Origin of the sequence: Pseudomonas sp. RL_5y_Pfl2_69 (genome assembly GCF_963970465.1) — a bacterium.
Classification (GTDB): Bacteria; Pseudomonadota; Gammaproteobacteria; order Pseudomonadales; family Pseudomonadaceae; genus Aquipseudomonas.
The window spans coordinates 227,364-251,978 of the sequence record NZ_CAXAOU010000003.1 but is presented as its reverse complement, the minus strand read 5'-3'; the positions used below and the strand labels follow the sequence as shown (position 1 = coordinate 251,978).

21 protein-coding genes are annotated in these 24,615 nt (G+C 59.2%); all 21 read right to left on the bottom strand.

Features of this window, described 5'->3' with window-relative positions:
• Positions 1-4: 4 nt before the first annotated feature.
• Positions 5-1,537, bottom strand: a complete 1,533-nt coding sequence (gene nuoM, locus AACY07_RS07270) for an NADH-quinone oxidoreductase subunit M (protein WP_339474152.1) — start codon at positions 1,535-1,537, stop codon at positions 5-7.
• A 38-nt stretch (positions 1,538-1,575) separates the two neighbouring features.
• Entirely contained in the window at positions 1,576-3,429 is a 1,854-nt protein-coding gene (gene nuoL / locus AACY07_RS07265) for an NADH-quinone oxidoreductase subunit L (RefSeq protein ID WP_339474150.1), read from the bottom strand.
• Positions 3,426-3,734: an NADH-quinone oxidoreductase subunit NuoK gene (nuoK, locus tag AACY07_RS07260; protein ID WP_019412103.1), complete on the bottom strand. Its 309-nt coding sequence runs from the start codon at positions 3,732-3,734 to the stop codon at positions 3,426-3,428. The genes nuoL and nuoK overlap by 4 nt, the downstream gene beginning before the upstream one ends.
• Before the next feature lies 1 nt (position 3,735).
• A complete protein-coding gene (nuoJ, locus tag AACY07_RS07255; RefSeq protein WP_019828520.1) occupies positions 3,736-4,239 on the bottom strand; it encodes an NADH-quinone oxidoreductase subunit J in 504 nt (167 codons plus the stop codon).
• A gap of 9 nt (positions 4,240-4,248) precedes the next feature.
• Positions 4,249-4,797 carry an NADH-quinone oxidoreductase subunit NuoI gene (gene nuoI, locus AACY07_RS07250; RefSeq protein ID WP_016780194.1) on the bottom strand — a complete coding sequence of 183 codons (549 nt, stop codon included), beginning with the start codon at positions 4,795-4,797 and terminating at the stop codon, positions 4,249-4,251.
• A 12-nt stretch (positions 4,798-4,809) separates the two neighbouring features.
• A complete protein-coding gene (gene nuoH, locus AACY07_RS07245) occupies positions 4,810-5,817 on the bottom strand; it encodes an NADH-quinone oxidoreductase subunit NuoH (protein ID WP_019828518.1) in 1,008 nt (335 codons plus the stop codon).
• A complete protein-coding gene (nuoG, locus tag AACY07_RS07240) occupies positions 5,814-8,528 on the bottom strand; it encodes an NADH-quinone oxidoreductase subunit NuoG (protein WP_339474149.1) in 2,715 nt (904 codons plus the stop codon). The genes nuoH and nuoG overlap by 4 nt, the downstream gene beginning before the upstream one ends.
• Before the next feature lie 132 nt (positions 8,529-8,660).
• Positions 8,661-10,016, bottom strand: coding sequence for an NADH-quinone oxidoreductase subunit NuoF (gene nuoF, locus AACY07_RS07235; RefSeq protein WP_086796175.1), 1,356 nt, complete (start codon positions 10,014-10,016; stop codon positions 8,661-8,663).
• A complete protein-coding gene (nuoE, locus tag AACY07_RS07230) occupies positions 10,013-10,510 on the bottom strand; it encodes an NADH-quinone oxidoreductase subunit NuoE (protein ID WP_016780198.1) in 498 nt (165 codons plus the stop codon). The genes nuoF and nuoE overlap by 4 nt, the downstream gene beginning before the upstream one ends.
• A gap of 2 nt (positions 10,511-10,512) precedes the next feature.
• Entirely contained in the window at positions 10,513-12,297 is a 1,785-nt protein-coding gene (gene nuoC / locus AACY07_RS07225) for an NADH-quinone oxidoreductase subunit C/D (protein WP_019828515.1), read from the bottom strand.
• 74 nt (positions 12,298-12,371) lie between these two features.
• Positions 12,372-13,046, bottom strand: a complete 675-nt coding sequence (locus AACY07_RS07220) for a NuoB/complex I 20 kDa subunit family protein (RefSeq protein WP_016780200.1) — start codon at positions 13,044-13,046, stop codon at positions 12,372-12,374.
• A gap of 10 nt (positions 13,047-13,056) precedes the next feature.
• Positions 13,057-13,470: an NADH-quinone oxidoreductase subunit A gene (locus AACY07_RS07215; RefSeq protein WP_048358577.1), complete on the bottom strand. Its 414-nt coding sequence runs from the start codon at positions 13,468-13,470 to the stop codon at positions 13,057-13,059.
• A 671-nt stretch (positions 13,471-14,141) separates the two neighbouring features.
• Positions 14,142-15,467, bottom strand: coding sequence for an isocitrate lyase (aceA, locus tag AACY07_RS07210; protein ID WP_003446991.1), 1,326 nt, complete (start codon positions 15,465-15,467; stop codon positions 14,142-14,144).
• 242 nt (positions 15,468-15,709) lie between these two features.
• Positions 15,710-16,447, bottom strand: a complete 738-nt coding sequence (locus tag AACY07_RS07205; protein ID WP_339474148.1) for a secretin N-terminal domain-containing protein — start codon at positions 16,445-16,447, stop codon at positions 15,710-15,712.
• Between the two features lie 123 nt (positions 16,448-16,570).
• A complete protein-coding gene (locus tag AACY07_RS07200; protein ID WP_019828511.1) occupies positions 16,571-16,993 on the bottom strand; it encodes a GNAT family N-acetyltransferase in 423 nt (140 codons plus the stop codon).
• Complete coding sequence (locus AACY07_RS07195; protein ID WP_133078164.1) at positions 16,986-18,152, bottom strand: ribosomal protein uL16 3-hydroxylase; 1,167 nt, start codon at positions 18,150-18,152, stop codon at positions 16,986-16,988. Before AACY07_RS07195 ends, AACY07_RS07200 begins: the two co-directional genes overlap by 8 nt.
• Positions 18,153-18,235: 83 nt before the next feature.
• Entirely contained in the window at positions 18,236-19,606 is a 1,371-nt protein-coding gene (purB, locus tag AACY07_RS07190; protein WP_019828509.1) for an adenylosuccinate lyase, read from the bottom strand.
• A 128-nt stretch (positions 19,607-19,734) separates the two neighbouring features.
• The gene (gene hflD / locus AACY07_RS07185; RefSeq protein ID WP_019828508.1) at positions 19,735-20,358 is read right to left on the bottom strand and encodes a high frequency lysogenization protein HflD; all 624 of its coding nucleotides are present in this window, start codon (positions 20,356-20,358) and stop codon (positions 19,735-19,737) included.
• On the bottom strand, positions 20,355-21,488 hold the full coding sequence (gene mnmA, locus AACY07_RS07180) for a tRNA 2-thiouridine(34) synthase MnmA (protein WP_133078166.1): 1,134 nt from the start codon (positions 21,486-21,488) through the stop codon (positions 20,355-20,357). The genes hflD and mnmA overlap by 4 nt, the downstream gene beginning before the upstream one ends.
• A 59-nt stretch (positions 21,489-21,547) precedes the next feature.
• Positions 21,548-21,994 (bottom strand): NUDIX hydrolase, encoded by a 447-nt coding sequence (locus AACY07_RS07175; protein WP_339474146.1) that lies wholly within the window; start codon positions 21,992-21,994, stop codon positions 21,548-21,550.
• 194 nt (positions 21,995-22,188) lie between these two features.
• Entirely contained in the window at positions 22,189-24,414 is a 2,226-nt protein-coding gene (locus AACY07_RS07170; RefSeq protein ID WP_219261555.1) for an NADP-dependent isocitrate dehydrogenase, read from the bottom strand.
• Positions 24,415-24,615: the final 201 nt, after the last annotated feature.

Sequence of the window (24,615 nt, the reverse complement as noted above, 5' to 3'; positions counted from 1 at the left end):
GCTCTTACCGGGCCGAAGCGAGTTGAGTGAAGGCGGTGCCGAGCCATTGCTGTACGCCATGCATGGTGGCAGCCGAGGTATCGAGGAACGGTTGTGGGTACACGCCGATGAAAATCAGCAATACCGCCAGACCGAGCACCATGATCAGTTCACGTGCATCCATGCCGGCCAGTACAGCGTCGGACTTGGACGGGCCGAAATAGGCACGGTGAATCATGATCAGCGAGTAGACCGAACCAAACACCAGACCGGTCGTTGCAATGGCCGTGATCCATGGGAAGCTGGCGAACGAGCCAATCAGGATCAGGAACTCACCCACAAAGTTACCGGTACCCGGCAAGCCCAGGGACGCTGCCGCGAAGAACAGGCTGATGGCGGGCAGGTAAGCGATCTTGGACCACAAACCACCCATCTCACGCATGTCACGGGTATGCAGACGCTCGTACAGTTGACCGCTGAGGATAAACAGCGCGGCAGCCGAAACACCGTGGGCCAGCATCTGGATCACGGCGCCTTGCAGGGCCAGCTGGCTGCCGGAGTAGATACCGATCAGTACGAAGCCCATGTGCGAAACACTGGAGAACGCGATCAGACGCTTGATGTCGGTTTGTGCGAAGGCCAGGAATGCACCGTAGAAAATCCCGATCAGGCCCAGGGCCATGGCAATCGGCGCAAACTCGGCCGAAGCATTCGGGAACAGCGGCAAGGCGAAACGCAGCAGACCATACGCAGCGGTCTTCAACAGGATACCGGCCAGATCGACCGAACCTGCGGTAGGTGCCTGTGCGTGAGCATCCGGCAGCCAGGAGTGGAACGGTACAACCGGCAGCTTCACGGCAAAGGCAATGAAGAAGCCCAGCATCAGGATGTACTCAGTGGTGAGCGACATCTTGGTTTTCAGCAACTCGGCGTAGCTGAAGGTAATCACGCCGGTGTTGTTGAAGTTGACCAGCACCAGACCCAGGATCGCCACCAGCATGATCAGGCCGGAAGCCTGAGTGAAGATGAAGAACTTGGTCGCGGCGTAGATACGGGTTTTCTTGCCGTCCGATGAGCTGTGACCCCAGAGCGCGATGAGGAAGTACATCGGCACCAGCATCATTTCCCAGAAGAAGAAGAACATGAACAGGTCGATGGCGAGGAACACGCCAACCACGCCGCCCAGGATCCACATCAGGTTCAGGTGGAAGAAGCCCACGTGACGCTGAATTTCTTTCCAGGAACACAGAACCGACAGCACACCGAGCAAGCCGGTCAGCAGGATCATCAGCAGCGACAGGCCGTCCAGCGCCAGGTGCACGCTGATACCGAAGCGTGCAATCCAGGTGTGCTGGAACTCAAGGGCCCAGGTCGGATCGGCGCCAGGCGCCGGTGCAAATGAGTAGTTCCCCTGGGACCACAGCCAAAGGCCGAGGGCAAGCTCAAGGGACATGGTCAGCAATGCAATCCAGCGGGGCAGGGTGGAGCCGAAACGCTCACCCAGCCAGCACAGGAGGCCGCCGATAAAGGGGATCAGGATTAGCCAAGGCAGAATCATGACGGGCTCAATTCCTTTCGCAAAGTCGAAGGTTCATATCAGACCGCTACCAACACGATGGCGCCCATGACCAGTACAGCACCGGCGGCCATGGATGCAGCGTACCAACGCAGTTGACCGGTTTCGCTGCGGCTCAGGGCGTTATGCCCGGCCTTGGCCATCTTCGGGATCAAACCAATGGTCTGGTCCAGAGGATCTTTGGCCAGCAAGCGGCAGATCAACAGGTACGGTTTGACGAACAGTTTGTCGTACAGCCAGTCGAAGCCCCAGGCAGCGAACCACCAGGCCGACAGGAAGCGACCGATGCCGCTGTTGGCGACTGCGGTTACAAAGCGACGCTTGCCCAGGTACAGCAGGGCGGCGAGCAGGATACCGGCCAGGGCGATGGCGCCCGAGGCGATTTCCAGGCTGTGCTTGGCTTCACCGCCAGCATGGCCAACGCTTTGTGGCAGTACACCGGCCAGTGGCGGGGTGATCATGGCGCCGATGAAGGTCGACAGTACGATCAGCACGCTCAATGGCAGCCAGTAGGTTACGCCGTGGCCCGCATGCGCTTCAGTCTTGGCTTCACCGTGGAACGTGACGAAGATCAGGCGGAAGGTGTACAGCGAGGTCATGAACGCACCGACCAGACCGGCATACAACAGTTCGTTGTTACCGCTGGCGAAGGCTTCCCAGAGGATTTCGTCCTTGGAGTAGAAACCGGCCGTCAGCAATGGCAAGGCAGACAGCGCCGCGCCACCAACGATAAAGCTGGCGTAGGCCAGAGGCAGTTTTTTCCACAGGCCGCCCATCTTGAAGATGTTCTGCTCGTGATGGCAGGCAACGATCACCGCACCCGATGCAAGGAACAACAGCGCCTTGAAGAAGGCGTGGGTCATCAGGTGGAAGATCGCGCCGTCCCAGGCACCTACGCCCAATGCCAGGAACATGTAGCCGATCTGGCTCATGGTCGAGTAGGCAAGGATACGTTTGATGTCGGTTTGTACCAGTGCAGCAAAACCGGCCAGGACCAGGGTCACACCGCCGACGATGCCGACCAGGTGCAGCACGTCAGGCGCCAGGGTGAACAGACCGTGGGTACGGGCAATCAGGTACACACCGGCCGTTACCATGGTTGCGGCGTGGATCAGGGCCGACACCGGGGTAGGACCGGCCATGGCGTCTGCCAGCCAGGTTTGCAGCGGCAGTTGCGCAGATTTACCGACAGCGCCGCCCAGCAGCATCAGGGTCGCCAGTACGATCCAGAAATCACCGGCCTGGAACTTCTGAGGTGCCAGAACCAGCAATTCCTGAATATTCAGCGTGCCCAGTTGCTGGAACAGGATGAACAGGCCGATGGCCAGGAACACGTCGCCGACGCGGGTCACGATAAAGGCTTTGAGTGCGGCGTTACCGTTGTTGCGGTTGCTGTAGTAGAAACCGATCAACAGATACGAGCACAGGCCCACGCCTTCCCAGCCGAAGTACACGAACAGCAGGTTATCGGCCAGGATCAGGAACAGCATGCTGGCGATAAACAGGTTGGTGTAGGCAAAGAAACGCGAGTAGCCGTTTTCGCCGCGCATGTACCACGAAGCAAACACGTGGATCAGGAAGCCCACGCCAACCACCACGCCGAGCATGGTGACCGACAGGCCGTCCAGGTGCAGGGCGAAGTTGGGCTTGAAGCCTTCCACCGACATCCACTGCCACAGCACTTGCGTGTACTCGCCGCCGGGTGGCGGTGCGACGTTGAATTGCCAGATCACATACGCGGCCACGATGGCCGACAGGCCAATGGAGCCAACGCCGATCAAGGCCGAGAGGTTTTCGCTGAAGCGTCCACGGGAGAACGACAGCAGCAAAAAGCCGATCAGGGGGAATACGAAAGTCAGAAAGAGAAGGTTCATCCGCGCATCTCACTGGCAGCATCGATATCAAGCGTATGGAAGCGGCGATACAGCTGCAGCAGGATCGCCAGGCCAATACTGGCCTCAGCGGCTGCCAGGGTGATCACCAGGATGAACATCACTTGTCCATCCGGCTGCGCCCAGCGTGCACCGGCAACGATGAAGGCCAGTGCAGCGGCGTTCATCATGATTTCCAGACTCATCAATACGAAGAGAATGTTGCGACGTACCATCAGGCCGACCAGACCGAGGCAGAACAGGATGCCCGCTACCGCGAGACCATGTTCGAGAGGTATTCCTGGCATGTTATTGCTCCTTCGCCTCAGTGCGGCCCAAGTGGAACGCCGTCACAGCTGCAGCAAGCAGCAGCATCGAGGCGAGTTCGACCACCAGCAGATACGGGCCGAACAGGCTGATGCCCACGGCTTTGGCATCAATGGTGGTTTGACCGATTGCCGCACCGCTCTGGTGAGCGAACAGCACGTACAGCAATTGAGCCAGCAGGATGGCCGACAAAATGCTCGGCCCGATCCAGATGCCCGGCTTGAGCCAATGGCGTTCTTGCGTCACCGAGGCAGGGCCCTGGTTGAGCATCATCACCACGAACACAAACAGCACCATGATGGCACCGGCGTAGGCGATCACTTCGAGCACACCGGCAAAGGGTGCACCTAGGCTAAAGAACGTCATCGCCACGGCAATCAGCGAAATAATCAGGTAGAGCAGGGCGTGCACAGGGTTGGTGTTGGTGATCACGCGTAGCGTGGACACGACAGCGACACCCGATGCGAAATAGAAAGCGAATTCCATCGTTCTTCCTTAAGGCAGCAAGCTCTTCACGTTGATCGGCTCGGCTTCGTTCTGGGCAGCGCCTTTCGGCTTGCCCTCAACGGCCATACCCGCAACACGATAGAAGTTGTAATCAGGGTTCTTACCGGGACCGGAGATCAGCAGATCTTCTTTCTCGTACACCAGATCCTGACGTTTGAACTCGGCCATCTCGAAATCCGGTGTCAGCTGGATCGCGGTGGTCGGGCAGGCTTCCTCACACAGGCCGCAAAAAATGCAGCGTGAGAAGTTGATGCGGAAGAACTCCGGGTACCAACGACCATCTTCGGTTTCGGCTTTTTGCAGCGAGATGCAGCCTACCGGGCACGCGACGGCGCACAGGTTACAGGCTACACAACGCTCTTCGCCGTCCGGGTCGCGGGTCAGGACAATCCGGCCACGGTAGCGCGGTGGCAGGTAGACCGGTTCTTCCGGGTATTGCAGCGTGTCACGCTTGCGGAAGGCATGGCCAAACACCATCACCAAGCTGCGAAGCTGGGTGTAGGTGCCATGCACGATGTCAAACAGGTACTTGAACATGGGTCTCTATCCTCACTGAACCGCGCCGGCAGGCGTGTTCAACAACACGACTGCGGCGGTCACCAGCAAATTGATCAGGGTCAGCGGCAGGCAGAACTTCCAGCTGAAGTCCATCACTTGGTCATACCGTGGGCGCGGAATAGAAGCGCGCAACAGGATGAAGATCATGATGAAAAACGCGGTCTTCAGGGCGAACCAGATAAACGGGATCTGCGGCAGGATGCCGAAAGGCCCGTGCCAGCCACCGAAGAACAAAGTCACCAGCAACGCCGAGATCAACACGATCCCGATGTATTCACCAACGAAGAACATGCCCCATTTCATGCCGGCGTATTCAATGTGGTAACCATCGGCCAGTTCCTGTTCTGCTTCTGGCTGGTCGAAGGGGTGACGGTGAGTCACGGCCACGCCTGCGATGAAGAAGGTCAGGAAACCGAAGATCTGCGGAATGATGAACCACAGGTTCTGCGCCTGGTATTCAACGATGTCGCGCATGTTGAACGAGCCAACCTGCACCACGATGCCCATCAGCGCCAGGCCCATGAACACTTCGTAGGAAACCGTCTGTGCCGAGGCGCGCAAAGCACCCAGCAGCGCGAACTTGTTGTTGCTCGACCAGCCTGCAAACAACACCGCATAGACCGACAGGCCGGCCATCGCGAAGAAGAACAGGATACCGACGTTCAGATCCGCCACGCCCCAGGTCGGGGTGATCGGGATAATCGCGAAGGCGATCAGCAAGGCGCTCATGGCCACAACCGGTGCCAGGGTGAAGATCACCTTGTCGGCAAACGGTGGGGTCCAGTCTTCCTTGAAGAACATCTTGATCATGTCGGCGGCGATCTGGAACGCGCCGAACGGGCCCACGCGGTTCGGACCGTAACGGTCTTGCCACAAGGCCAGCAGGCGACGCTCGACCCAACTGAGCAGCGCGCCGCACACCACAACGGCGAGCAGGATGACCACGGCTTTGAGCACCGAGATAATCACGTCGATCACTTCAGGGGTGAACCAGGTCATTGGGCTGCCTCCTGCAAACCGTCAACGGTAAGGCCAAAGATCGCAGGCGGGATACCGGCGAGGCCTGCTGGCAATGCCACCAGACCTGAACCCAGCTCTTCATTGATACGCAGCGGCAGACGCAGGGTCACGCCGGCAACGTTCAGGCTGAGCAGCGCGCCATCATTGACACCCAGACGGTCGGCTTCGGATTTGGCCAGTGCGATGTAGGCAGCCGGAATGCGTTCCTGAACCGGCGCGGCTTTGGAAGAGTTCTCTTCGCTGCCCAGCAGGTGGAAGAACGGCACGACTTGCCAGGTGCCACGTGCCGGGTTGAATGCGCCCGGGATGTTGGCGAACCAGCTCAGCGAATCACCTGTGCTTTCGATCAGGCGGGTGCCCGGGTCGCCAGCGCGGATATGACCACCCACTTCGTCCTGGAACTTGTTCCACGCTTGTGGCGAGTTCCAGCCCGGCGACCAGGCGAACGGCACTTGCTGGCGCGGTTCGACGGAGCCCGAGTAACCTTCCATGGAGAAGGCGAACGCGGTATCCGGGTCTTGCGGGGTACGAGGTTCGTGCACGCTGATGTTGGCACGCATAGCGGTACGGCCGCTGTAACGCAGCGGTTCGCGAGCCAGTTTCATGCCCTTGATGCGGAACGCAGCAGACGGCGCGGCATCAACGATGCGTGCCAGTGCCGGTGTGCTTGCAGCAGTGGCTTGCGTGACGTGGTCGAGCAAGGTCCAGTCAACCGGCTTGTTCAGCAGGGTGCTGCGCAGGGCATGCAACCAGCGCCAGCCTTCGTGAACCAGGATGTTGGCATCCAGGTAAGTCGGGTCGAACACCTGGAAGAAGCGCTGGGCGCGGCCTTCCTGGCTGACCAGAGTACCGTCGCCTTCAGCGAAGCTGGCTGCCGGCAGTACCAGATCGGCACGGTCGGTGGTCGCAGTCTTCTGGTGGTCGGCAACGATCACCACTTTGGCAGCGTCCAGCGCAGCGTTGACCTTGACGGCGTCGACGCGGGTGAACAGGTCGTTTTCCAGTACCACGATGGCGTCGGCTTTACCGTCGATCACCGCTTGCAGGGCTGCGTCTACCGAATCGCCGCCCAGCATGGCCAGGCCGAGGCTGTTGGCTTCCGGCACGACGAGGCTGATGGAACCGGCTTTTTCGCGCAGGTGCAGGGCTTTGGCGATGTTGCCTGCAGCTTCGATCAGGGCCTTGGAGCCCAGGGAAGTACCGGCAATGATCAATGGGCGTTTGGCCGCGAGCAGGGCGTCGGCGATGCGCTTGGCCAGCTCCAGTGCCTCAGCGTCCAGGCCGGCAACGGCAGGGGCGCTGGCATCGATGGCGTGAGCCACGGCGAAACCGATACGGGCCAGGTCATCCGGTGCTGCGTGTACGCATTCTTCAGCCACGTCATCGAGCTTGGTTTCGGCCAGGCTTGCGATAAACAGCGGGTTCAGCGCGTGCTGGCCGATGTTCTTCACGGCGGCATCGAGCCACGGCTGAACGCGCATGGCGTCGGCCATGTCCTCTGCCTTGCCCTTGACCGATTGACGCAGCGACAGCGCCATGCGGGCGGCGGTCTGGGTCAGGTCTTCGCCGAGGACGAAAATGGCGTCGTGATCTTCGATCTCGCGCATGTTCGGCACTGGCAGCGGGCTGTCTTTCAATACTTGCAGCACCAGGCGGATGCGCTCCAGCTCACCGGCTTCGATGCCCGAGTAGAAGTGCTCGGCGCCGACCAGTTCGCGCAACGCGTAGTTGCTTTCGAGGCTGGCCCGTGGCGAACCGATACCGACAATGTTGCGACCGCGCAGCAGGTCAGCGGCTTTATCCAGCGCGTTGTCCAGGCTTAGCTTGGTGCCGTCGGCCAGCAGTGGCTGACGTGGACGATCGGTGCGGTTGACGTAGCCATAGCCGAAACGGCCACGGTCACACAGGAAGTACTGGTTGACCGAACCGTTGAAGCGGTTTTCGATGCGACGCAGTTCGCCATAACGCTCGCCCGGGCTGATGTTGCAGCCGCTGGAGCAACCGTGGCAGATGCTCGGTGCAAACTGCATGTCCCACTTGCGGTTGTAGCGCTCGGAGTGGGTTTTGTCGGTGAACACACCGGTCGGGCAGACTTCGGTGAGGTTGCCCGAGAACTCGCTTTCGAGCACGCCGTCTTCAACGCGACCGAAGTACACGTTGTCGTGGGCACCGAATACGCCCAGGTCAGTGCCGCCAGCGTAGTCTTTATAGAAGCGTACACAGCGATAGCAGGCGATGCAGCGGTTCATCTCGTGAGAAATGAACGGGCCCAGTTGCTGGTTCTGGTGGGTACGCTTGGTGAAGCGATAACGGCGCTCGTTGTGGCCGGTCATCACGGTCATGTCTTGCAGGTGACAGTGACCGCCTTCTTCGCACACCGGGCAGTCGTGCGGGTGGTTGGTCATCAGCCATTCAACAACGCTGGCGCGAAACACTTTCGCCTCTTCGTCGTCGATGGAGATCCAGCTACCGTCGGTGGCCGGGGTCATGCATGACATGACGATACGACCACGCTTGTCGTTCTCGTCGGTGTACTGCTTGACGGCGCATTGGCGGCAAGCGCCAACACTGCCCAGGGCAGGGTGCCAGCAGAAATACGGGATATCGAGGCCCAGCGACAGACACGCCTGTAACAGGTTGTCTGCCCCATCGACTTCGAGATCTTTGCCGTCTACGTGGATAGTGGCCATTGTTCAAAGGTCTTCGTTGGCCCGGTGTCAGCGGGCGTGGCTAATGGAATCTTGTTATGCGTTCGAAACAACTCAGCCTCACGGCGTTATCGAACGATCAAAGAGCGGCACGGACCGCTCTCCTACAGAGCGTTACGCGCCGATTACAATCGGGCGTGCCAGAGGCGGTACACCGGGTTTTGCTTGCGCAATGCCGGCTTCGAACTCTGGACGGAAATACTTGATCGCGCTGCCCAAAGGCTCCACGGCACCCGGTGCGTGAGCACAGAACGTCTTGCCAGGGCCGAGGAAGCCGACCAGACCCAGCAGGGTCTCGATATCGCCGGGCTGACCTTCGCCGTGTTCAATCGCCATCAGGAGCTTGACGCTCCACGGCAGACCATCACGACAAGGGGTGCAGAAACCGCACGATTCGCGAGCGAAGAACTGTTCCATGTTGCGCAGCAGGGAGACCATGTTGACGCTGTCGTCGACGGCCATTGCCAGGCCGGTACCCATACGGGTGCCGACCTTGGCGATACCACCGGCGTACATTTGTGCGTCAAGGTGCTCCGGCAGCAGGAACCCGGTACCGGCGCCGCCTGGCTGCCAGCATTTGAGCTTGAAGCCGTCGCGCATGCCGCCAGCGTAGTCTTCGAACAGTTCGCGAGCGGTCACGCCGAACGGCAGTTCCCACAGGCCAGGGTTCTTCACTTTGCCGGAGAAGCCCATCAGCTTGGTGCCGTGGTCTTCGCTGCCTTCGCGGGCGAGGGATTTGTACCAGTCAACGCCGTTGCCGATGATGGCCGGTACGTTGCACAGGGTTTCAACGTTGTTCACGCAGGTCGGCTTGCCCCATACGCCCACGGCAGCCGGGAACGGCGGCTTGGAGCGCGGGTTGGCGCGACGGCCTTCGAGGGAGTTGATCAGTGCGGTTTCTTCGCCGCAGATGTAACGCCCGGCGCCGGTGTGAACGAACAGTTCGAAGTCAAACCCCGAGCCCAGAATGTTCTTGCCCAGCAGGCCTGCTGCCTTGGCTTCTTCGACAGCACGGCGCAGGTGCACTGCAGCCGTGGTGTATTCGCCACGCAGGAAGATATAGCCGCGGTAGGTCTTGAGCGCACGGGCACTGATCAGCATGCCTTCGATGAGCAGATGGGGCAGTTGCTCCATCAGCATGCGGTCTTTCCAGGTGTTGGGTTCCATTTCATCGGCGTTACACAACAGGTAACGGATGTTCATGGACTCATCTTTTGGCATCAGCCCCCACTTCACGCCCGTGGGGAAGCCCGCACCGCCGCGGCCCTTGAGGCCCGCGTCTTTCACGGTCTGGACGATGTCGTCCTGGGCCATGTCAGCGAATGCCTTGCGCGCAGCGGCGTAACCGTCCTTGGCCTGGTATTCGTCGAGCCACACCGGCTCGCCGTCGTCACGCAGACGCCAGGTCAGGGGGTGGGTTTCTGCCGAACGCTTGATCAGGTTGGCAGGGCCGAAAGAAGTCAGGCTCATGGGTAGGCCTCCAGCAACGTGGCGACGCCAGCAGGCTGCACGTCACCGAATGTGTCGTCGTCGATCATCAACGCCGGCGCCTTGTCGCAGTTGCCCAGGCAGCACACCGGCAGCAGCGTGAAGCGGCCGTCTGCAGTGGTCTGGCCCAGGCCGATGCCCAGCTTGTTCTGGATTTCGCCAACCACGGATTCGTGGCCGCCGATGTAGCAGACCATGCTGTCGCACACGCGGATGATGTGACGGCCAACGGGCTGGCGGAAGATCTGGCTGTAGAACGTGGCCACACCTTCAACGTCGCTGGCAGGGATGCCCAGCAGTTCGCCGATGGCGTAAATCGCGCCGTCCGGCACCCAGCCGCGTTCCTTCTGAACGATCTTCAGGGCTTCGATCGACGCTGCGCGTGGATCTTCGTAGTGATGCATCTCGTGCTCGATGGCCGAGCGCTCGGTTTCGCTCAGGGCGAAACGGTCTGTCTGGATAAGCGTGCTGTTCATGCTTAGCGGTCCACGTCGGCCATAACGAAATCGATACTACCCAGGTACGCAATCAAGTCCGCGACCATTTCACCTTTGATCACCGAAGGGATCTGCTGCAGGTGCGGGAAGCTTGGAGTACGAATCCGGGTGCGGTAGCTCATGGTGCCGCCATCGCTCGTCAGGTAATAACTGTTGATGCCCTTGGTCGCTTCGATCATCTGGAAGGATTCGTTGGCCGGCATGACCGGGCCCCACGAAACTTGCAGGAAGTGCGTGATCAAGGTCTCGATGTGCTGCAGCGTGCGCTCTTTAGGCGGCGGCGTGGTCAGCGGGTGATCCGCCTTGTACGGGCCTGCCGGCATGTTGCGCATGCACTGCTCGATGATTTTCAGGCTCTGACGCATTTCTTCGACACGCACGATGCAACGATCGTAGGCATCGCCGTTGGCTGCCAGCGGGACTTCGAACTCGAAGTTCTCGTAGCCGGAATACGGGCGCGCTTTACGGATGTCGAAATCACAACCGGTCGAACGCAAGCCAGCACCGGTGACGCCCCATTCCAGGGCCTCTTTGGTGTTGTAGGCGGCAACGCCGATGGTACGGCCACGTAGGATGCTGTTGTCCAGAGCGGCTTTCTGGTACTCGTCCAGACGCTTTGGCATCCAGTCGATGAATTCCTGAACCAGCTTTTCCCAACCGCGGGGCAGGTCGTGTGCAACGCCGCCGATGCGGTACCAGGCCGGGTGCAGACGGAAACCGGTAATGGCTTCGATCACTTTGTAGGCGCGCTGACGGTCGGTGAAGGTGAAGAACACCGGGGTCATGGCGCCCACGTCCTGGATGTAAGTACCCAGGAACAGCAGGTGGCTGGTGATGCGGAAGAACTCGGCCATCATGATGCGGATGGTATCGACCCGATCCGGAACCTTGATGCCGGCCAGCTTCTCGACCGAGAGCACGTACGGCAGGTTGTTCATCACGCCGCCGAGGTAGTCGATACGGTCGGTGTACGGGATGAAGCTGTGCCAGGACTGGCGCTCTGCCATTTTCTCGGCACCACGGTGGTGGTAGCCGACGTCTGGCACGCAGTCGACGATCTCTTCACCGTCCAGCTGCAGGATGATACGGAAGGCACCGTGGGCCGAAGGGTGGTTCGGACCCAGGTTGAGGAACATGTAGTCCTCGTTTTCGCCCGAACGCTTCATGCCCCAGTCTTCTGGACGGAAGCGTGCGGCTTCTTCTTCCAGTTGCACCTTGGCCAGCGTCAGGCTGTACGGGTCGAACTCGGTGGCACGGGCCGGGAAGTCCTTGCGCAGCGGGTGACCTTCCCAGGTCGGCGGCATCATGATGCGCGACAGGTGAGGGTGGCCTTTGAAGTCGATGCCGAACATGTCCCAGACTTCGCGCTCGTACCAGTTGGCGTTCGGCCAGATACCGGTCACGGTCGGTACGCTGAGGTCGCTCTCGGACAAGGCGACCTTGATCATTACGTCACTATTACGTTCAAGCGACATCAGGTGATAGAAGACGGTGAAGTCCGCACCCGATGGCAGGCCCTGACGCTTGGTACGCAGACGTTCGTCTACACCGTGCAGGTCATAGAGCATGACGTAAGGTTTTGGCAGGTTGCGCAGGAAGGTCAGGACTTCAACCAGTTTTGCGCGGGTAACCCAAAGCACCGGCATGCCGGTGCGCGTGGCCTGGGCGGTGAACGCCTCAGGGCCAAAGCGGGTATTGAGTTCGACAACCACATCTTGGTCGTCAGCCTTGTAAGGCGGGATGTACAGAGCGGAGCCTGTAGTCATGGTTTTTTTATCGCTTTCGGTCAACGTAAAGAATGAAGCCAGGGTTTCGTTCTATTGATAGAAACGGTGCTGGATCAGACTTCGTCGGGGCTGCGCAGGTTGGTTACCTGAATACGCTGTTCACGGCGCTGTTCCTTTTGGGACGGCATCTCGGCGCGGTAAACGCCTTGCTCGCCGACAACCCAGGAAAGTGGGCGACGCTCCTGGCCAATCGACTCTTGCAAGAGCATCAAGCCTTGCAGAAAAGCTTCAGGGCGGGGTGGGCAGCCTGGCACGTAAACGTCCACGGGCAGGAACTTGTCGACCCCTTGAACCACGGAGTAGATGTCGTACATGCCACCGGAGTTGGCGCAAGAACCCATGGAAATAACCCACTTAGGCTCAAGCATTTGCTCATAGAGACGCTGAATGATCGGCGCCATCTTGATGAAGCAGGTACCGGCAATAACCATGAAATCCGCCTGGCGCGGCGATGCCCGGATAACTTCGGCGCCAAAGCGTGCGATGTCGTGGGGCGCCGTGAAGGCGGTAGTCATTTCCACGTAGCAGCAGGACAGGCCGAAGTTGTACGGCCACAGGGAGTTTTTACGCCCCCAGTTGACCGTGCCGTTCAGCACGTCTTCCAGCTTGCCCATGAAGATGTTTTTGTGGACTTGATCTTCTAACGGATCGGCAACGGTTTCCCGTGTGCCGATCGGGTATTGCTCGTTAGGAGCATCCGGGTCGATCCTGGTGAGTTCGTATTGCATTGCCAAAGCCTCATTGTTTCAGCTTGGCCTGCCGCTTACGACGAGCTTCCGGTGCCCAATCAAGAGCACCCACCCGAAATAGGTAGACAAGGCCTGCCAACAGAATTGCTATGAAAACGAGAGCTTCGACGAATCCGGTCCAGCCGCTTTCGCGAACAGACACAGACCATGCAAAGAGATAGAGGGCTTCGATATCGAAGATCACGAACAGCATCGCGACCAGATAGAATTTGGCTGAGAGCCGCAAGCGGGCGCCACCGGTGGGTAGCATGCCGGACTCGAACGGTTCGTTTTTGCTGCGACCCCAGGCTTTTGACCCGAGGAGGCTGGAGACACCGAGCATGAAGGCGCAGAGGCCGACAACGCCGAGAAGGAAAATGGCAAAGCCCCAGTTGTGGGCTATGAGTCCTGTCGCTTCGGGCATGCTGGAAATCCTTAACAGAGAGCAAAGGTCTCTGAGCTTAAAAAGGTAATAAAGCAGTGACGTTATGTCGCAGTGCTATTGATTGCCGGGATTTTATGGCTAAACACCCAGCAAGTAAATTTTCTAAGATGAATTAATTCAGTCCTTTAGTGGTATGGCCTTCCTGGAATGTGCTGTAAGCCTTGTGGTACGGGCATTACAGCGAGTTTTGTTGATTATGTTTTACGGCACCGGTAATCATCAACAGCGACTCTAAATGATAATCAATATTGTTTAAGTGCAGCGCGGTGCTTTGTTCCGGTTGAAGTTGGCTTATATAAGCGCACTTCGCAAGTTTTGAACTTGGCTTTTTAACCCGGTTTCTGTTTTCGGTTATGGATCTGGGTCAGGGTTTTGACGGATGGGCCTGATTCCTGATTCTTCTGATCCAACTCAGCTTTCTGATCCCGTAGTCGCTGCCGAGGAACGAAGGCTGCGAGCTTTTGATTTTCATGGCGGCTTATAAACAGCTCGCAGCCTTCGTTCCTCGGCAGCGACTACGTTTGGAGTTTGGTGTTTGGTGATGGTAATGGGAGTTAGCAGGCAAAAAAACGCCCCGAGCCAGTCGGGGCGTCATGTGCGAGGCATTGCGTTTTTGCTTTACGAGCCGGGCAATGGCCGTGGTTCCACTATCAGTGGAACTGTTCTTCTTCAGTCGAGCCGGTCAGGGCAGTGACCGAAGACGAGCCACCCTGAATCACGGTGGTCATGTCGTCGAAGTAGCCGGTGCCCACTTCCTGCTGGTGAGCCACAAAGGTGTAACCCTTGGCGGCGTCAGCGAATTCCTGCTCTTGCAGTTTTACGTAGGCAGTCATGTCGTTGCGGGCGTAGTCGTGCGCCAGGTTGAACATGCTGTGCCACATGTTGTGGATGCCCGCCAGGGTGATGAACTGGTGCTTGTAGCCCATTGCCGACAGTTCGCGCTGGAACTTGGCGATGGTCGCGTCGTCCAGGTTTTTCTTCCAGTTGAAGGAAGGCGAGCAGTTGTACGACAGCAGTTGGTCCGGGTATTCCTTTTTGATCGCTTCGGCAAAGCGACGGGCTTCGTCCAGGTCAGGCTTGGCAGTTTCGCACCAGATCAGGTCGGCATAAGGCGCATACGCCAGGCCGCGAGCGATGGCTTGATCCAGGCCGGCGCGTACTTTGTAGAAGCCTTCCTTGGTGCGCTCGCCAGTTACGAACGGCTGATCGTACGGGTCGCAATCAGAGGTCAGCAGGTCGGCGGCGTTGGCGTCGGTGCGGGCCAGAATGATCGTCGGTGTGCCTGCAACGTCGGCGGCCAGACGAGCAGCGGTCAGCTTTTGCACAGCTTCCTGGGTCGGTACCAGTACCTTGCCGCCCATGTGCCCGCATTTTTTAACCGAGGCCAGCTGATCTTCGAAGTGAACGCCTGCGGCGCCTGCCTCGATCATGCTTTTCATCAGTTCGTAAGCGTTGAGAACACCGCCGAAACCGGCTTCAGCGTCTGCCACGATCGGTGCGAAGTAGTCGATATAGCCCTGGTCGCCCGGGTTTTTACCGGCTTTCCACTGGATCTGGTCAGCGCGGCGGAACGAGTTGTTGATGCGCTTGACCACGGTTGGAACGGAGTCCACCGGGTACAGCGACTGATCCGGGTACATGGATTCGGCAGAGTTGTTGTCTGCCGCCACTTGCCAACCCGACAGGTAAATAGCCTGGATACCGGCTTTAACCTGTTGAACCGCTTGGCCCCCGGTCAGGGCGCCCATGCAGTTGACGAAATCTTTCTCAGGACGGAAGGACGGGTGTGCGCCCTGTGTCACCAGTTTCCACAGCTTGTCGGCACCCATTTTTGCAAAGGTGTGCTCGGGTTGAACCGAGCCGCGCAGGCGGACCACGTCAGCAGCGGAGTAATCGCGAGTCACGCCTTTCCAGCGTGGGTTTTCGGCCCAGTCTTTTTCAAGGGCTGCAATTTGCTGTTCGCGTGTCAGTGCCATGGAGATAAACCTCGTCGCATAGGTCTGGGTTGAAAAATGGTTGCTCCACCAGGCACACAACAATGTTGTTTGAAGTGAGTGCGTGAATGGCTGCTCGCTATGGGCGGTACTGGCCCCAGGGCCTTTGCAGGGCCTCTGATCAGCGGGAGCGGGGCCATCATGCCCTTGCATTTTTGAGGCGTCAAATGTTTTGTAGTGCTTTTTTTATAACACTACATAATTGCGGAAAAACGACTCGCCAGTCAGTTTTGGCCCTTTTGGTCGAGTGCGTCGACTTTCACTCGTACAGTCATGTCATCCCGGCTTTGAGTAGAGTAGGTGCGGGTTGTGGGCGGTTGGCGGGATATATTGCGGCCGCTGATGCCGGCCAGGGTTATCCATTGGCCCAGGGGGCCGCTGACTTCTGTGTCGGTACTTTGTGTTTCCACTACATCAGAACGCTCCTGGCTCATTCGGTCACGATTTGTACGGATGGCCAGATGTACGGTGTTTCCCGTGACGTTCGCGGTGACGTAAAACCCACGGGTTACATCGCGGTAATCGGTCTGGCTCAACATGCGGCCATAGGCATCGGTCTGGCTGCTGGTCAGCGGCACGGTGCTGCCCGTCTGGATCAGGGCGGGTACGCCTTCTGTGGCTTGAATCTGTTGGGTGCCACCTTCCCGGCTGGCTGTGCTGTAGACCCGGGCATTGCTGTCGGGCGGGCTGTTATCGCTGGTATCAACACTGATCAGCAAGCGCCGCGCCGGCTTGTCGAGTTTGGCCAGCAGCTCCTGCAGGCTCTGGATTCTCGCTGCCGGGGCGTCGACGATCAGTTGATTGCCGTAGGCGCTGACTTTTCCGGTGATGCCGATATAGTCCCGGGCTATCGGCAGCAGGCTGGCGCTGGTGCGGTTTTGCAGGGTAATGACCTGGGTTTCGGCGATCGCGCTGGCGCTGACTATCAGCAGCAGACTGGCGATAAAAGGGCGTAGTGGCATCTGTGTTTTCTCCGCGGTGCTCGAGAGGGCGATGGGAAGAGTGTGGCAGATAGCAAAACGCCCTGCGATCCGGGGATGGCAGGGCGTTTTGGGGTTGCCTGGTTCTTGTGGGGGGCGTGATGATCAGCTCCCGCGCACCATATCAACGTGGGGAATCCCTGCTTCCAGGAATTCGTCGCTGACAATCTTGAAGCCCAGGCGCTCATAGAACGGCGTGGCATGCACTTGTGCGCTGAGCATTTGCTGCTTGAGGCCGCGTTTTTCAGCCTCGTCGATCGTGGCTTGCATCAACGCGTCGCCGACTTTCAGGCCGCGCCAGTCCTTGAGAACTGACACGCGGCCGATATGGCCGTCCGGCAGCAGCCGGGCGGTGCCAATCGGAAAGTCGCCTTCATAGGCCAGAAAATGCACGGCATCGGCATCGTCTGCATCCCACTCCAGTTCTGGAGGTACAGATTGTTCGGCAATAAACACCGCCTCACGAATGCGTCGAAGTTCGGCGTTGTCCTTTTGCCAGTCGGCGACACGTACGTGAATGCTATTCATCAGCGAACCCCAGGCTTCCTTGTTTAACCAGCTCACAGAGCAGGTTGCGTCCATCTTCATCGGCCAGCCATGTGCCGAGGTTGTCACTGTGCAGCGCATCGGCGGCACAGATCATTTTCAGCAGCTCGCGCAGCTTGCCCGGCAGCAGGCGGCTCTGGCCGCTGGCGAAGAGCAGCAGGTCCTCATCGACTTCGGACCAGGCCAGGCGGGCGCTCGGGTTGCGGATCAGGATCGCGCCCTGTTCCAGGCTGCCCAGCAGGTCTTCTTCTTCGAGTTCAGGGCCGACCACGAGTTCCGGATAACGTGGCTCGGTCATGAACTGGCCGAACCAGGTCAGCAGCATGCGCTCGTCGCTCATGTGCTCGGTCAGCAGGCTCTTGAGACGGCCCAGGGCGTCGTGCTGGATCTGGTGCGGGTCGCTCACCGGCTGCGCGTCGGCGTCGGTGTAGCGGTCTTCGTCCGGCAGGTACTGGCTGAGGAAGTCGGTGAAGTGGGTCAGCACTTCAGCGGCGCTCGGCGCGCGGAAGCCCACCGAGTAGGTCAGGCAGTCGTCCACGGCGACGCCGCAGTGGGCCAGGCGCGGCGGCAGGTAGAGCATGTCGCCGGGCTCCAGGGTCCACTCGTCGGTGGCCTGGAAGTCGGCCAGGATGCGCAGGTCGGCGTGCTCCAGCAGCTTGCTCTCGGAGTCGCACATCTGGCCGATCTGCCAGTGACGCTGGCCGTGGCCTTGCAGCAGGAACACATCGTAGTTGTCAAAGTGCGGGCCCACGCTGCCACCTGGGGCGGCGTAGCTGATCATGACGTCGTCGATGCGCCAGCTAGGCAGGAAACGGAAGTTCTCCAGCAGCTCATTGACTTCAGGTACGAACTGGTCGACCGCTTGCACCAGCAGGGTCCATTCGCGCTCAGGCAGTTTGCCGAATTCGTCTTCAGCGAACGGGCCGCGGCGCAATTCCCATGGGCGCTCGCCGTGTTCGATGATCAGGCGCGATTCGACTTCTTCTTCAAGGGCCAGACCGGCCAGTTCGTCGGCGTCGATCGGGCTTTCGAAGTCAGGAATGGCCTGACGGACCAGCAGCGGTTTTTTCTGCCAGTAGTCGCGCATGAACTCGCGTGCAGTGATGCCGCCCAGAAGTTGAAGAGGAATATCAGGATTCATGTGTAACCTATTGAAAAAATGCACTTTGTAATCGGGAATAAAAACGCCCGGCACGGCCGGGCGTTAATAGGTCGTTGCAGCGATCAGATGCGCTTGGCTTGCTCGACCGCGTTGCCAATGTAGTTGGCAGGCGTGAGCAGCTTCAGCTCGGCTTTGGCCGCTTCCGGCATTTCAAGGCCGTCGATGAAAGTTTGCAGTGCTTCAGGGCTGATGCCCTTGCCGCGGGTCAGCTCTTTGAGCTTCTCGTACGGGTTTTCGATGTTGTAGCGGCGCATCACGGTCTGGATCGGCTCGGCCAGGACTTCCCAGCAAGCGTCCAGGTCGGCAGCGATTTTCTGCGCGTTCAGTTCAAGCTTGCTGATGCCCTTGAGGCTGGCTTCGTACGCGATCACGCTATGGGCAAAGCCCACGCCGAGGTTGCGCAGTACGGTGGAGTCGGTCAGGTCGCGCTGCCAGCGGGAGATTGGCAACTTGCTGGCCAAATGCTGGAACAGGGCGTTGGCGATACCCAGGTTGCCTTCGGAGTTTTCGAAGTCGATCGGGTTGACCTTGTGCGGCATGGTCGAGGAACCGATTTCGCCGGCAATGGTGCGCTGCTTGAAGTAGCCCAGGGAGATGTAGCCCCAGATATCGCGATCGAAGTCGATCAGGATGGTGTTGAAGCGGGCGATTGCATCGAACAGCTCGGCGATGTAGTCGTGCGGCTCGATCTGGGTGGTGTACGGGTTGAAGCCCAGGCCCAGTTCGTCTTCGATAAAGGCGCGGGCGTTTTCTTCCCAGTCGATCTGCGGATAAGCCGACAGGTGGGCGTTGTAGTTGCCTACGGCGCCGTTGATTTTGCCCAGCAGCGGTACGGCTGCAACCTGAGCGATCTGACGCTCCAGGCGGTAAACCACGTTGGCCAGTTCTTTGCCCAGGGTGGTCGGCGAAGCCGGTTGACCGTGGGTGCGCGACAGCATGGGCACGTCAGCGAACTTGATGGCCAGTTCGCGGATGGCTTGGGCGGTTTGACGCATCAGCGGCAGCATCACGTCATCACGGCCTTCGCGCAGCATCAGGGCGTGGGACAGGTTGTTGATGTCCTCGCTGGTGCAGGCAAAGTGGATGAACTCACTGACGTTGGCCAGTTCAGGCAGCTTGGCAGCCTGTTCCTTGAGCAGGTACTCAATGGCTTTGACGTCGTGGTTGGTGGTGCGCTCGATCTCTTTGACGCGCTCGGCGTGTTCCAGGGAGAAGTTTTCGGCCAGTTCATTCAGAACGGCGTTGGCTTGCTCGGAAAAAGCCGGGACTTCAGGGATGGCAGCGTGAGCAGCCAGGCGCTGGAGCCAGCGAACTTCAACCAGGACGCGAGCACGGATCAAGCCGTATTCGCTGAAAATTGGGCGCAGGGCCTGGGTTTTGCCGGCGTAGCGGCCGTCAACAGGGGAAACCGCAGTGAGCGAAGAAAGCTTCATGGGGTGTTCTCGGACAGTCGGGCAACGAAATGGGGCGCGTATCATACATGAAAAAAACGGCCGGTCCGTTGCCAAGTGACCGGCGTCATACGCGTATCGATTTTCAAACCTGTGCCAGCTGGCGTGCTTCAGTTGCCGCGCAGCATCGGATAAAGCTCTTTGAGCAGCTTGCGGCGGCTGATGACCAGCTGCCAGCGGTGGCCACCCAATTGACGCCAAAGCCGCGCTGAGCGGATACCGGCCAGCAGCAGGGCGCGAATTTTTGATGCGTTGTTCGGTTGTTGCAGGTTGCGCATGTCGCCATGTACCTGGATTCGCTGACGCAAAGTGCTCAGGGTGTCCTGGTACAGCGCACCACAGGCGGCCACCACGTTTTCGTGGGCCGGGCCGAAGTGCTCGACCTGGGACTGGATCTGCGGCAGGCGTTTGCCGATCAGCTCCAGCATGTCATTGCGCTTGGCCAGTTGGCGTTCAAGTCCCAGCATCGACAACGCGTAGCGCAAGGGTTCGCGCTGCAGGGTGTTGGGGTCGCGCTCAAGGGCGCCGATCAGGGCTCGATAGCCTTCTCGCAGGTTGATGTCGTCACCGCCAAACACTTCAAGCGTGTCCTTGGGGTCGCGCACCAGCAGGCTGCCGAGCATGCAGCTCAGGTCGGCCTCGCTGACCTGTCCGGTCTTGGCGATCTTGTCCACCAGTACGGCGGCCAAAAACACGCCCCCCAGGGCTACCAGTTGCTCCTGAGTGGCGTTCATGTCCGGTTGCCCTTGCTGGACCATGGCTCGGCCACTTCGATCACACCGCCGCCCAGGCAGACTTCGCCGTCATAAAACACCACGGACTGGCCGGGAGTGACCGCCCGTTGCGGGTCGTCGAAGGTCGCGCGATATCCCGTAGCGGTTTTTTCCAGGGTGCAGGGTTGATCGCTTTGGCGATAGCGAACCTTGGCTGTCAGGCGCAGCGGGGTGCTCAGGTCGATCGGGTTGACCCAGTAGATTTCGGAGGCGAGCAGGGCGCCGGAGAACAGCCACGGGTGATCATTGCCCTGGCCAACGATCAGTTCGTTGTGTTCCAGGTCCTTGATCAGCACGTACCACGGCTCGTCGCTGGCGTCTTTCAGGCCGCCAATGCCCAGGCCCTGGCGCTGGCCGATGGTGTGATACATCAGGCCGTGGTGGCGGCCGATCACTTCACCTTCGGTGTTTTTGATCTCGCCGGGCTGCGCCGGCAGGTATTGCTTGAGGAAGTCGCTGAAGCGGCGCTCGCCGATAAAGCAGATCCCGGTGGAGTCTTTTTTCTTCGCGGTGGCCAGATCGTGTTTTTCAGCGATCCTGCGCACTTCGGGTTTTTCCAGTTCGCCGACCGGAAACAGGGTCTTGGCGATTTGCTCGCCGCCAACGGCGTGCAGGAAGTAGCTTTGGTCCTTGTTAGGGTCCAGGCCCTTGAGCAGTTCGGTGCGGCCATCGATGTCGCGACGGCGCACGTAATGGCCGGTGGCGATCAAGTCGGCACCGAGCATTACGGCGTAGTCGAGGAACGCCTTGAACTTGATTTCGCGGTTGCACAGGATGTCCGGGTTCGGCGTGCGACCGGCCTTGTATTCGGCCAGGAAGTGCTCAAACACGTTGTCCCAGTACTCGGCAGCAAAATTGGCGGTGTGCAGCTTGATGCCAATTTTGTCGCACACAGCCTGGGCGTCTGCCAGATCATCCATGGCGGTGCAGTAATCCGTTCCGTCGTCTTCCTCCCAGTTCTTCATGAACAGGCCTTCCACCTGGTAGCCCTGCTCCATGAGCAGAACGGCGGAAACGGAAGAATCGACACCGCCGGACATGCCGACGATGACGCGCTGCTTTTCGGGGGCGACTAGGGCTGGATCACGCATAAGGTTTCAATGAGTGTCTTGAAAAAGGACGCGATTCTAGCAGGCCCGAGCGCTCAAGGCTAAACCGAAGGGCGGATTAACGTCAGGTCGAACAGTTTACCGTCCAGATAATCGTCGATGCACTGCAGGGTCAGCTCGCTGCGCCAGCGTTCACGCTGGGCTATCAGCTCGTCGCGGGTCAGCCACAGCGGGCCGATAATGCCCGTGTCCAGTTGGTATTCGGGGTGGTGCTTGATGGCCTTGCCGGCAAAGCAGATACGCTGGTAGGTCACGCCATTGCTGGGGGCGGTATACAGGTAAATGCCGATCACGCCGGTCAGTTCGACGTCGTAACCGGTTTCTTCGAGGGTTTCGCGGATGGCGGCCTCGATCAGGCTTTCGTTCGGGTCCAGATGCCCGGCCGGTTGGTTGAGCACGGCGCGGTCGCGCTTGAGCTCTTCAACCATGAGGAAGCGGCCATTGTCTTCGACGACAGTGGCGACGGTGATGTGGGGTTTCCATTCCATGGGGTGGGTCTCGGTTTGTTGGTGGGTGCATATGCCCTGCAGGAGCGGGCTTGCTCGCGATGCAGGCGCTTCGGTCTGTGCTTTTTACGCGGTGATGCGATCGCGGGCAAGCCCGCTCCCACAGGGTTTGTGCGGGCCGTAAAAACACAAACCCCGGCGTCGTGGGCCGGGGTCTGTGGTGTTGCCTGTTGCTCTTACACCAGTGAGGCGATGATCGCGTTCAGCGTGGCGCTAGGGCGCATTACCTTGCTGACCTTATCGGCATCGGCGTGGTAGTAGCCACCGATATCGACAGGCTTGCCCTGCACGGCGTTGAGTTCGGCAACGATTTTTGCCTCGTTCTCGGCCATGGCTTTTGCTACTGGAGCAAACTGGGCTTGCAACTCTTTGTCTTCAGTCTGGGCGGCCAGGGCCTGAGCCCAGTACAGCGCCAGGTAGAAGTGGCTACCGCGGTTGTCGATGTTGCCGACTTTGCGCGATGGCGATTTGTTGTTGTCGAGGAACTGGCCGGTAGCCTGGTCCAGGGTCTTGGCCAACACCAACGCTTTCGGGTTGTTGTAGGTAGTGCCCAGGTGCTCCAGGGAAGCAGCCAGTGCCAGGAATTCACCCAGCGAGTCCCAGCGCAGGAAGTTTTCTTCCAGCAGTTGTTGAACGTGCTTGGGGGCCGAACCGCCTGCGCCGGTTTCGAACAGACCGCCGCCATTCATCAGAGGAACGATCGACAGCATCTTGGCGCTGGTACCCAGTTCCATGATCGGGAACAGGTCGGTCAGGTAGTCACGCAGAACGTTGCCGGTTACCGAGATGGTGTCCAGACCCTTGCGGGTGCGCTCCAGGGTGAACTTCATGGCGTCTACCGGGGCCATGATGCGGATGTCCAGGCCGCTGGTGTCGTGATCCTTCAGGTAGGTTTCTACCTTTTTGATCATTTCAGCGTCGTGGCTACGCTTTGGATCAAGCCAGAACACGGCCGGGGTGTTGCTGGCGCGGGCGCGGTTGACGGCCAGTTTGACCCAGTCGCGGATCGGCGCGTCTTTGGCCTGGCACATGCGCCAGATATCGCCTTCTTCGACGTTCTGTTCCATCAGCACGTTGCCGTTGCTGTCAGTTACCCGTACTACGCCCGGGGTCTTGATCTGGAAGGTCTTGTCGTGGGAACCGTATTCTTCGGCTTTTTGCGCCATCAGGCCAACGTTTGGCACGCTGCCCATGGTGGTCGGATCGAAGGCGCCGTGTTGCTTGCAGTCTTCGATGGTCGCCTGGTAGATGGTGGCGTAGCAGCGATCCGGGATCACGGCCTTGGTGTCTTGCAACTGGCCTTCGGTGTTCCACATTTTGCCGGAATCACGAATCATGGCCGGCATCGAGGCGTCGACGATAACGTCGCTCGGCACGTGCAGGTTGGTGATGCCTTTGTCGGAGTTGACCATGGCCAGCGCAGGGCGGTTGGCGTACACGGCTTCGATGTCGGCTTCGATTTCAGCTTGCTTCTCGGCTGGCAGCGCCTTGATGCGGGCGTACAGGTCGCCGATACCGTTGTTCAGGTTGAAACCGATTTCTTTCAGGACGTCGGCGTGTTTTTCCAGCGCATCCTTGTAGAACTCAGCCACGATCTGACCAAACATGATCGGGTCGGAGACCTTCATCATTGTGGCTTTCAAGTGAACCGAGAACAGTACGCCCTGTTTCTTGGCGTCTTCGATTTCGGCCGCTACGAACTGGCGCAGGGCTTTTTTGCTCATCACGGAGCAGTCGATGATCTCACCGGCCTGGACGGCGGTTTTTTCTTTCAGGACGGTGGTGGTGCCGTCTTGAGCGATCAGTTCGATTTTAACGCTGCCCGGTGCTTCGATCAGGGCGGCTTTTTCGCTGGCGTAGAAGTCGCCTTCGCTCATGTGAGCGACGTGGGACTTGGAGTCTTTCGCCCAGGCGCCCATTTTGTGCGGGTGCTTGCGAGCGTAGTTCTTGACCGACAGCGGTGCGCGGCGGTCAGAGTTGCCTTCGCGCAGAACCGGGTTTACGGCGCTGCCCATGACTTTGCTGTAACGCGCTTTGACTTCTTTGTCAGCGTCAGTGGTCACGGTTTCCGGGTAATCCGGGATATCAAAGCCCTGCGCTTGCAGTTCCTTGATCGCGGCCTGCAATTGCGGGACCGAGGCGCTGATGTTAGGCAGCTTGATGATGTTGGCTTCAGGAGTAACGGCCAGGGCGCCCAGTTCGGCGAGGTGGTCTGCTACAGCCTTGTCACCCAATTGCTCGGGGAAGCTTGAGAGGATGCGGCCTGCCAGAGAGATGTCGCGCGTTTCAACGGCGATATCGGCGCTGGCGGTAAACGCCTCGATGATAGGCAGCAGTGAATAGGTGGCGAGCGCCGGAGCTTCGTCGGTGAAGGTGTAGATGATCTTCGAACGGTTGGGCATTTCGGATTAACTCTCTTCTTTGCTGAGCGTGCTCAGATACTCGAGATGCGCAGGGTAGGCGCTTTCGTTCACAGTGAACAATGAGCCGAAAGTCGAGGTTCTTCGCGGTGATTGAATGCATCAGTAGAGCGTCAAGCGGTCGAACCGGGGTAACGGCTCAGCCTTTCTAGGCCTGAAAGACTCATTCCAGTAGGTGTTTCA

What these genes read in the sequence shown, in the direction of transcription:
- nuoM (WP_339474152.1), bottom strand. Translation starts at nt 1,537, where the DNA reads ATGATTCTGCCTTGGCTAATCCTGATCCCCTTTATCGGCGGCCTCCTG.
- nuoL (WP_339474150.1), bottom strand. Translation starts at nt 3,429, where the DNA reads ATGAACCTTCTCTTTCTGACTTTCGTATTCCCCCTGATCGGCTTTTTG.
- nuoK (WP_019412103.1), bottom strand. Translation starts at nt 3,734, where the DNA reads ATGCCAGGAATACCTCTCGAACATGGTCTCGCGGTAGCGGGCATCCTG.
- nuoJ (WP_019828520.1), bottom strand. Translation starts at nt 4,239, where the DNA reads ATGGAATTCGCTTTCTATTTCGCATCGGGTGTCGCTGTCGTGTCCACG.
- nuoI (WP_016780194.1), bottom strand. Translation starts at nt 4,797, where the DNA reads ATGTTCAAGTACCTGTTTGACATCGTGCATGGCACCTACACCCAGCTT.
- nuoH (WP_019828518.1), bottom strand. Translation starts at nt 5,817, where the DNA reads ATGACCTGGTTCACCCCTGAAGTGATCGACGTGATTATCTCGGTGCTC.
- nuoG (WP_339474149.1), bottom strand. Translation starts at nt 8,528, where the DNA reads ATGGCCACTATCCACGTAGACGGCAAAGATCTCGAAGTCGATGGGGCA.
- nuoF (WP_086796175.1), bottom strand. Translation starts at nt 10,016, where the DNA reads ATGAGCCTGACTTCTTTCGGCCCTGCCAACCTGATCAAGCGTTCGGCA.
- nuoE (WP_016780198.1), bottom strand. Translation starts at nt 10,510, where the DNA reads ATGAACAGCACGCTTATCCAGACAGACCGTTTCGCCCTGAGCGAAACC.
- nuoC (WP_019828515.1), bottom strand. Translation starts at nt 12,297, where the DNA reads ATGACTACAGGCTCCGCTCTGTACATCCCGCCTTACAAGGCTGACGAC.
- AACY07_RS07220 (WP_016780200.1), bottom strand. Translation starts at nt 13,046, where the DNA reads ATGCAATACGAACTCACCAGGATCGACCCGGATGCTCCTAACGAGCAA.
- AACY07_RS07215 (WP_048358577.1), bottom strand. Translation starts at nt 13,470, where the DNA reads ATGCCCGAAGCGACAGGACTCATAGCCCACAACTGGGGCTTTGCCATT.
- aceA (WP_003446991.1), bottom strand. Translation starts at nt 15,467, where the DNA reads ATGGCACTGACACGCGAACAGCAAATTGCAGCCCTTGAAAAAGACTGG.
- AACY07_RS07205 (WP_339474148.1), bottom strand. Translation starts at nt 16,447, where the DNA reads ATGCCACTACGCCCTTTTATCGCCAGTCTGCTGCTGATAGTCAGCGCC.
- AACY07_RS07200 (WP_019828511.1), bottom strand. Translation starts at nt 16,993, where the DNA reads ATGAATAGCATTCACGTACGTGTCGCCGACTGGCAAAAGGACAACGCC.
- AACY07_RS07195 (WP_133078164.1), bottom strand. Translation starts at nt 18,152, where the DNA reads ATGAATCCTGATATTCCTCTTCAACTTCTGGGCGGCATCACTGCACGC.
- purB (WP_019828509.1), bottom strand. Translation starts at nt 19,606, where the DNA reads ATGAAGCTTTCTTCGCTCACTGCGGTTTCCCCTGTTGACGGCCGCTAC.
- hflD (WP_019828508.1), bottom strand. Translation starts at nt 20,358, where the DNA reads ATGAACGCCACTCAGGAGCAACTGGTAGCCCTGGGGGGCGTGTTTTTG.
- mnmA (WP_133078166.1), bottom strand. Translation starts at nt 21,488, where the DNA reads ATGCGTGATCCAGCCCTAGTCGCCCCCGAAAAGCAGCGCGTCATCGTC.
- AACY07_RS07175 (WP_339474146.1), bottom strand. Translation starts at nt 21,994, where the DNA reads ATGGAATGGAAACCCCACATCACCGTCGCCACTGTCGTCGAAGACAAT.
- AACY07_RS07170 (WP_219261555.1), bottom strand. Translation starts at nt 24,414, where the DNA reads ATGCCCAACCGTTCGAAGATCATCTACACCTTCACCGACGAAGCTCCG.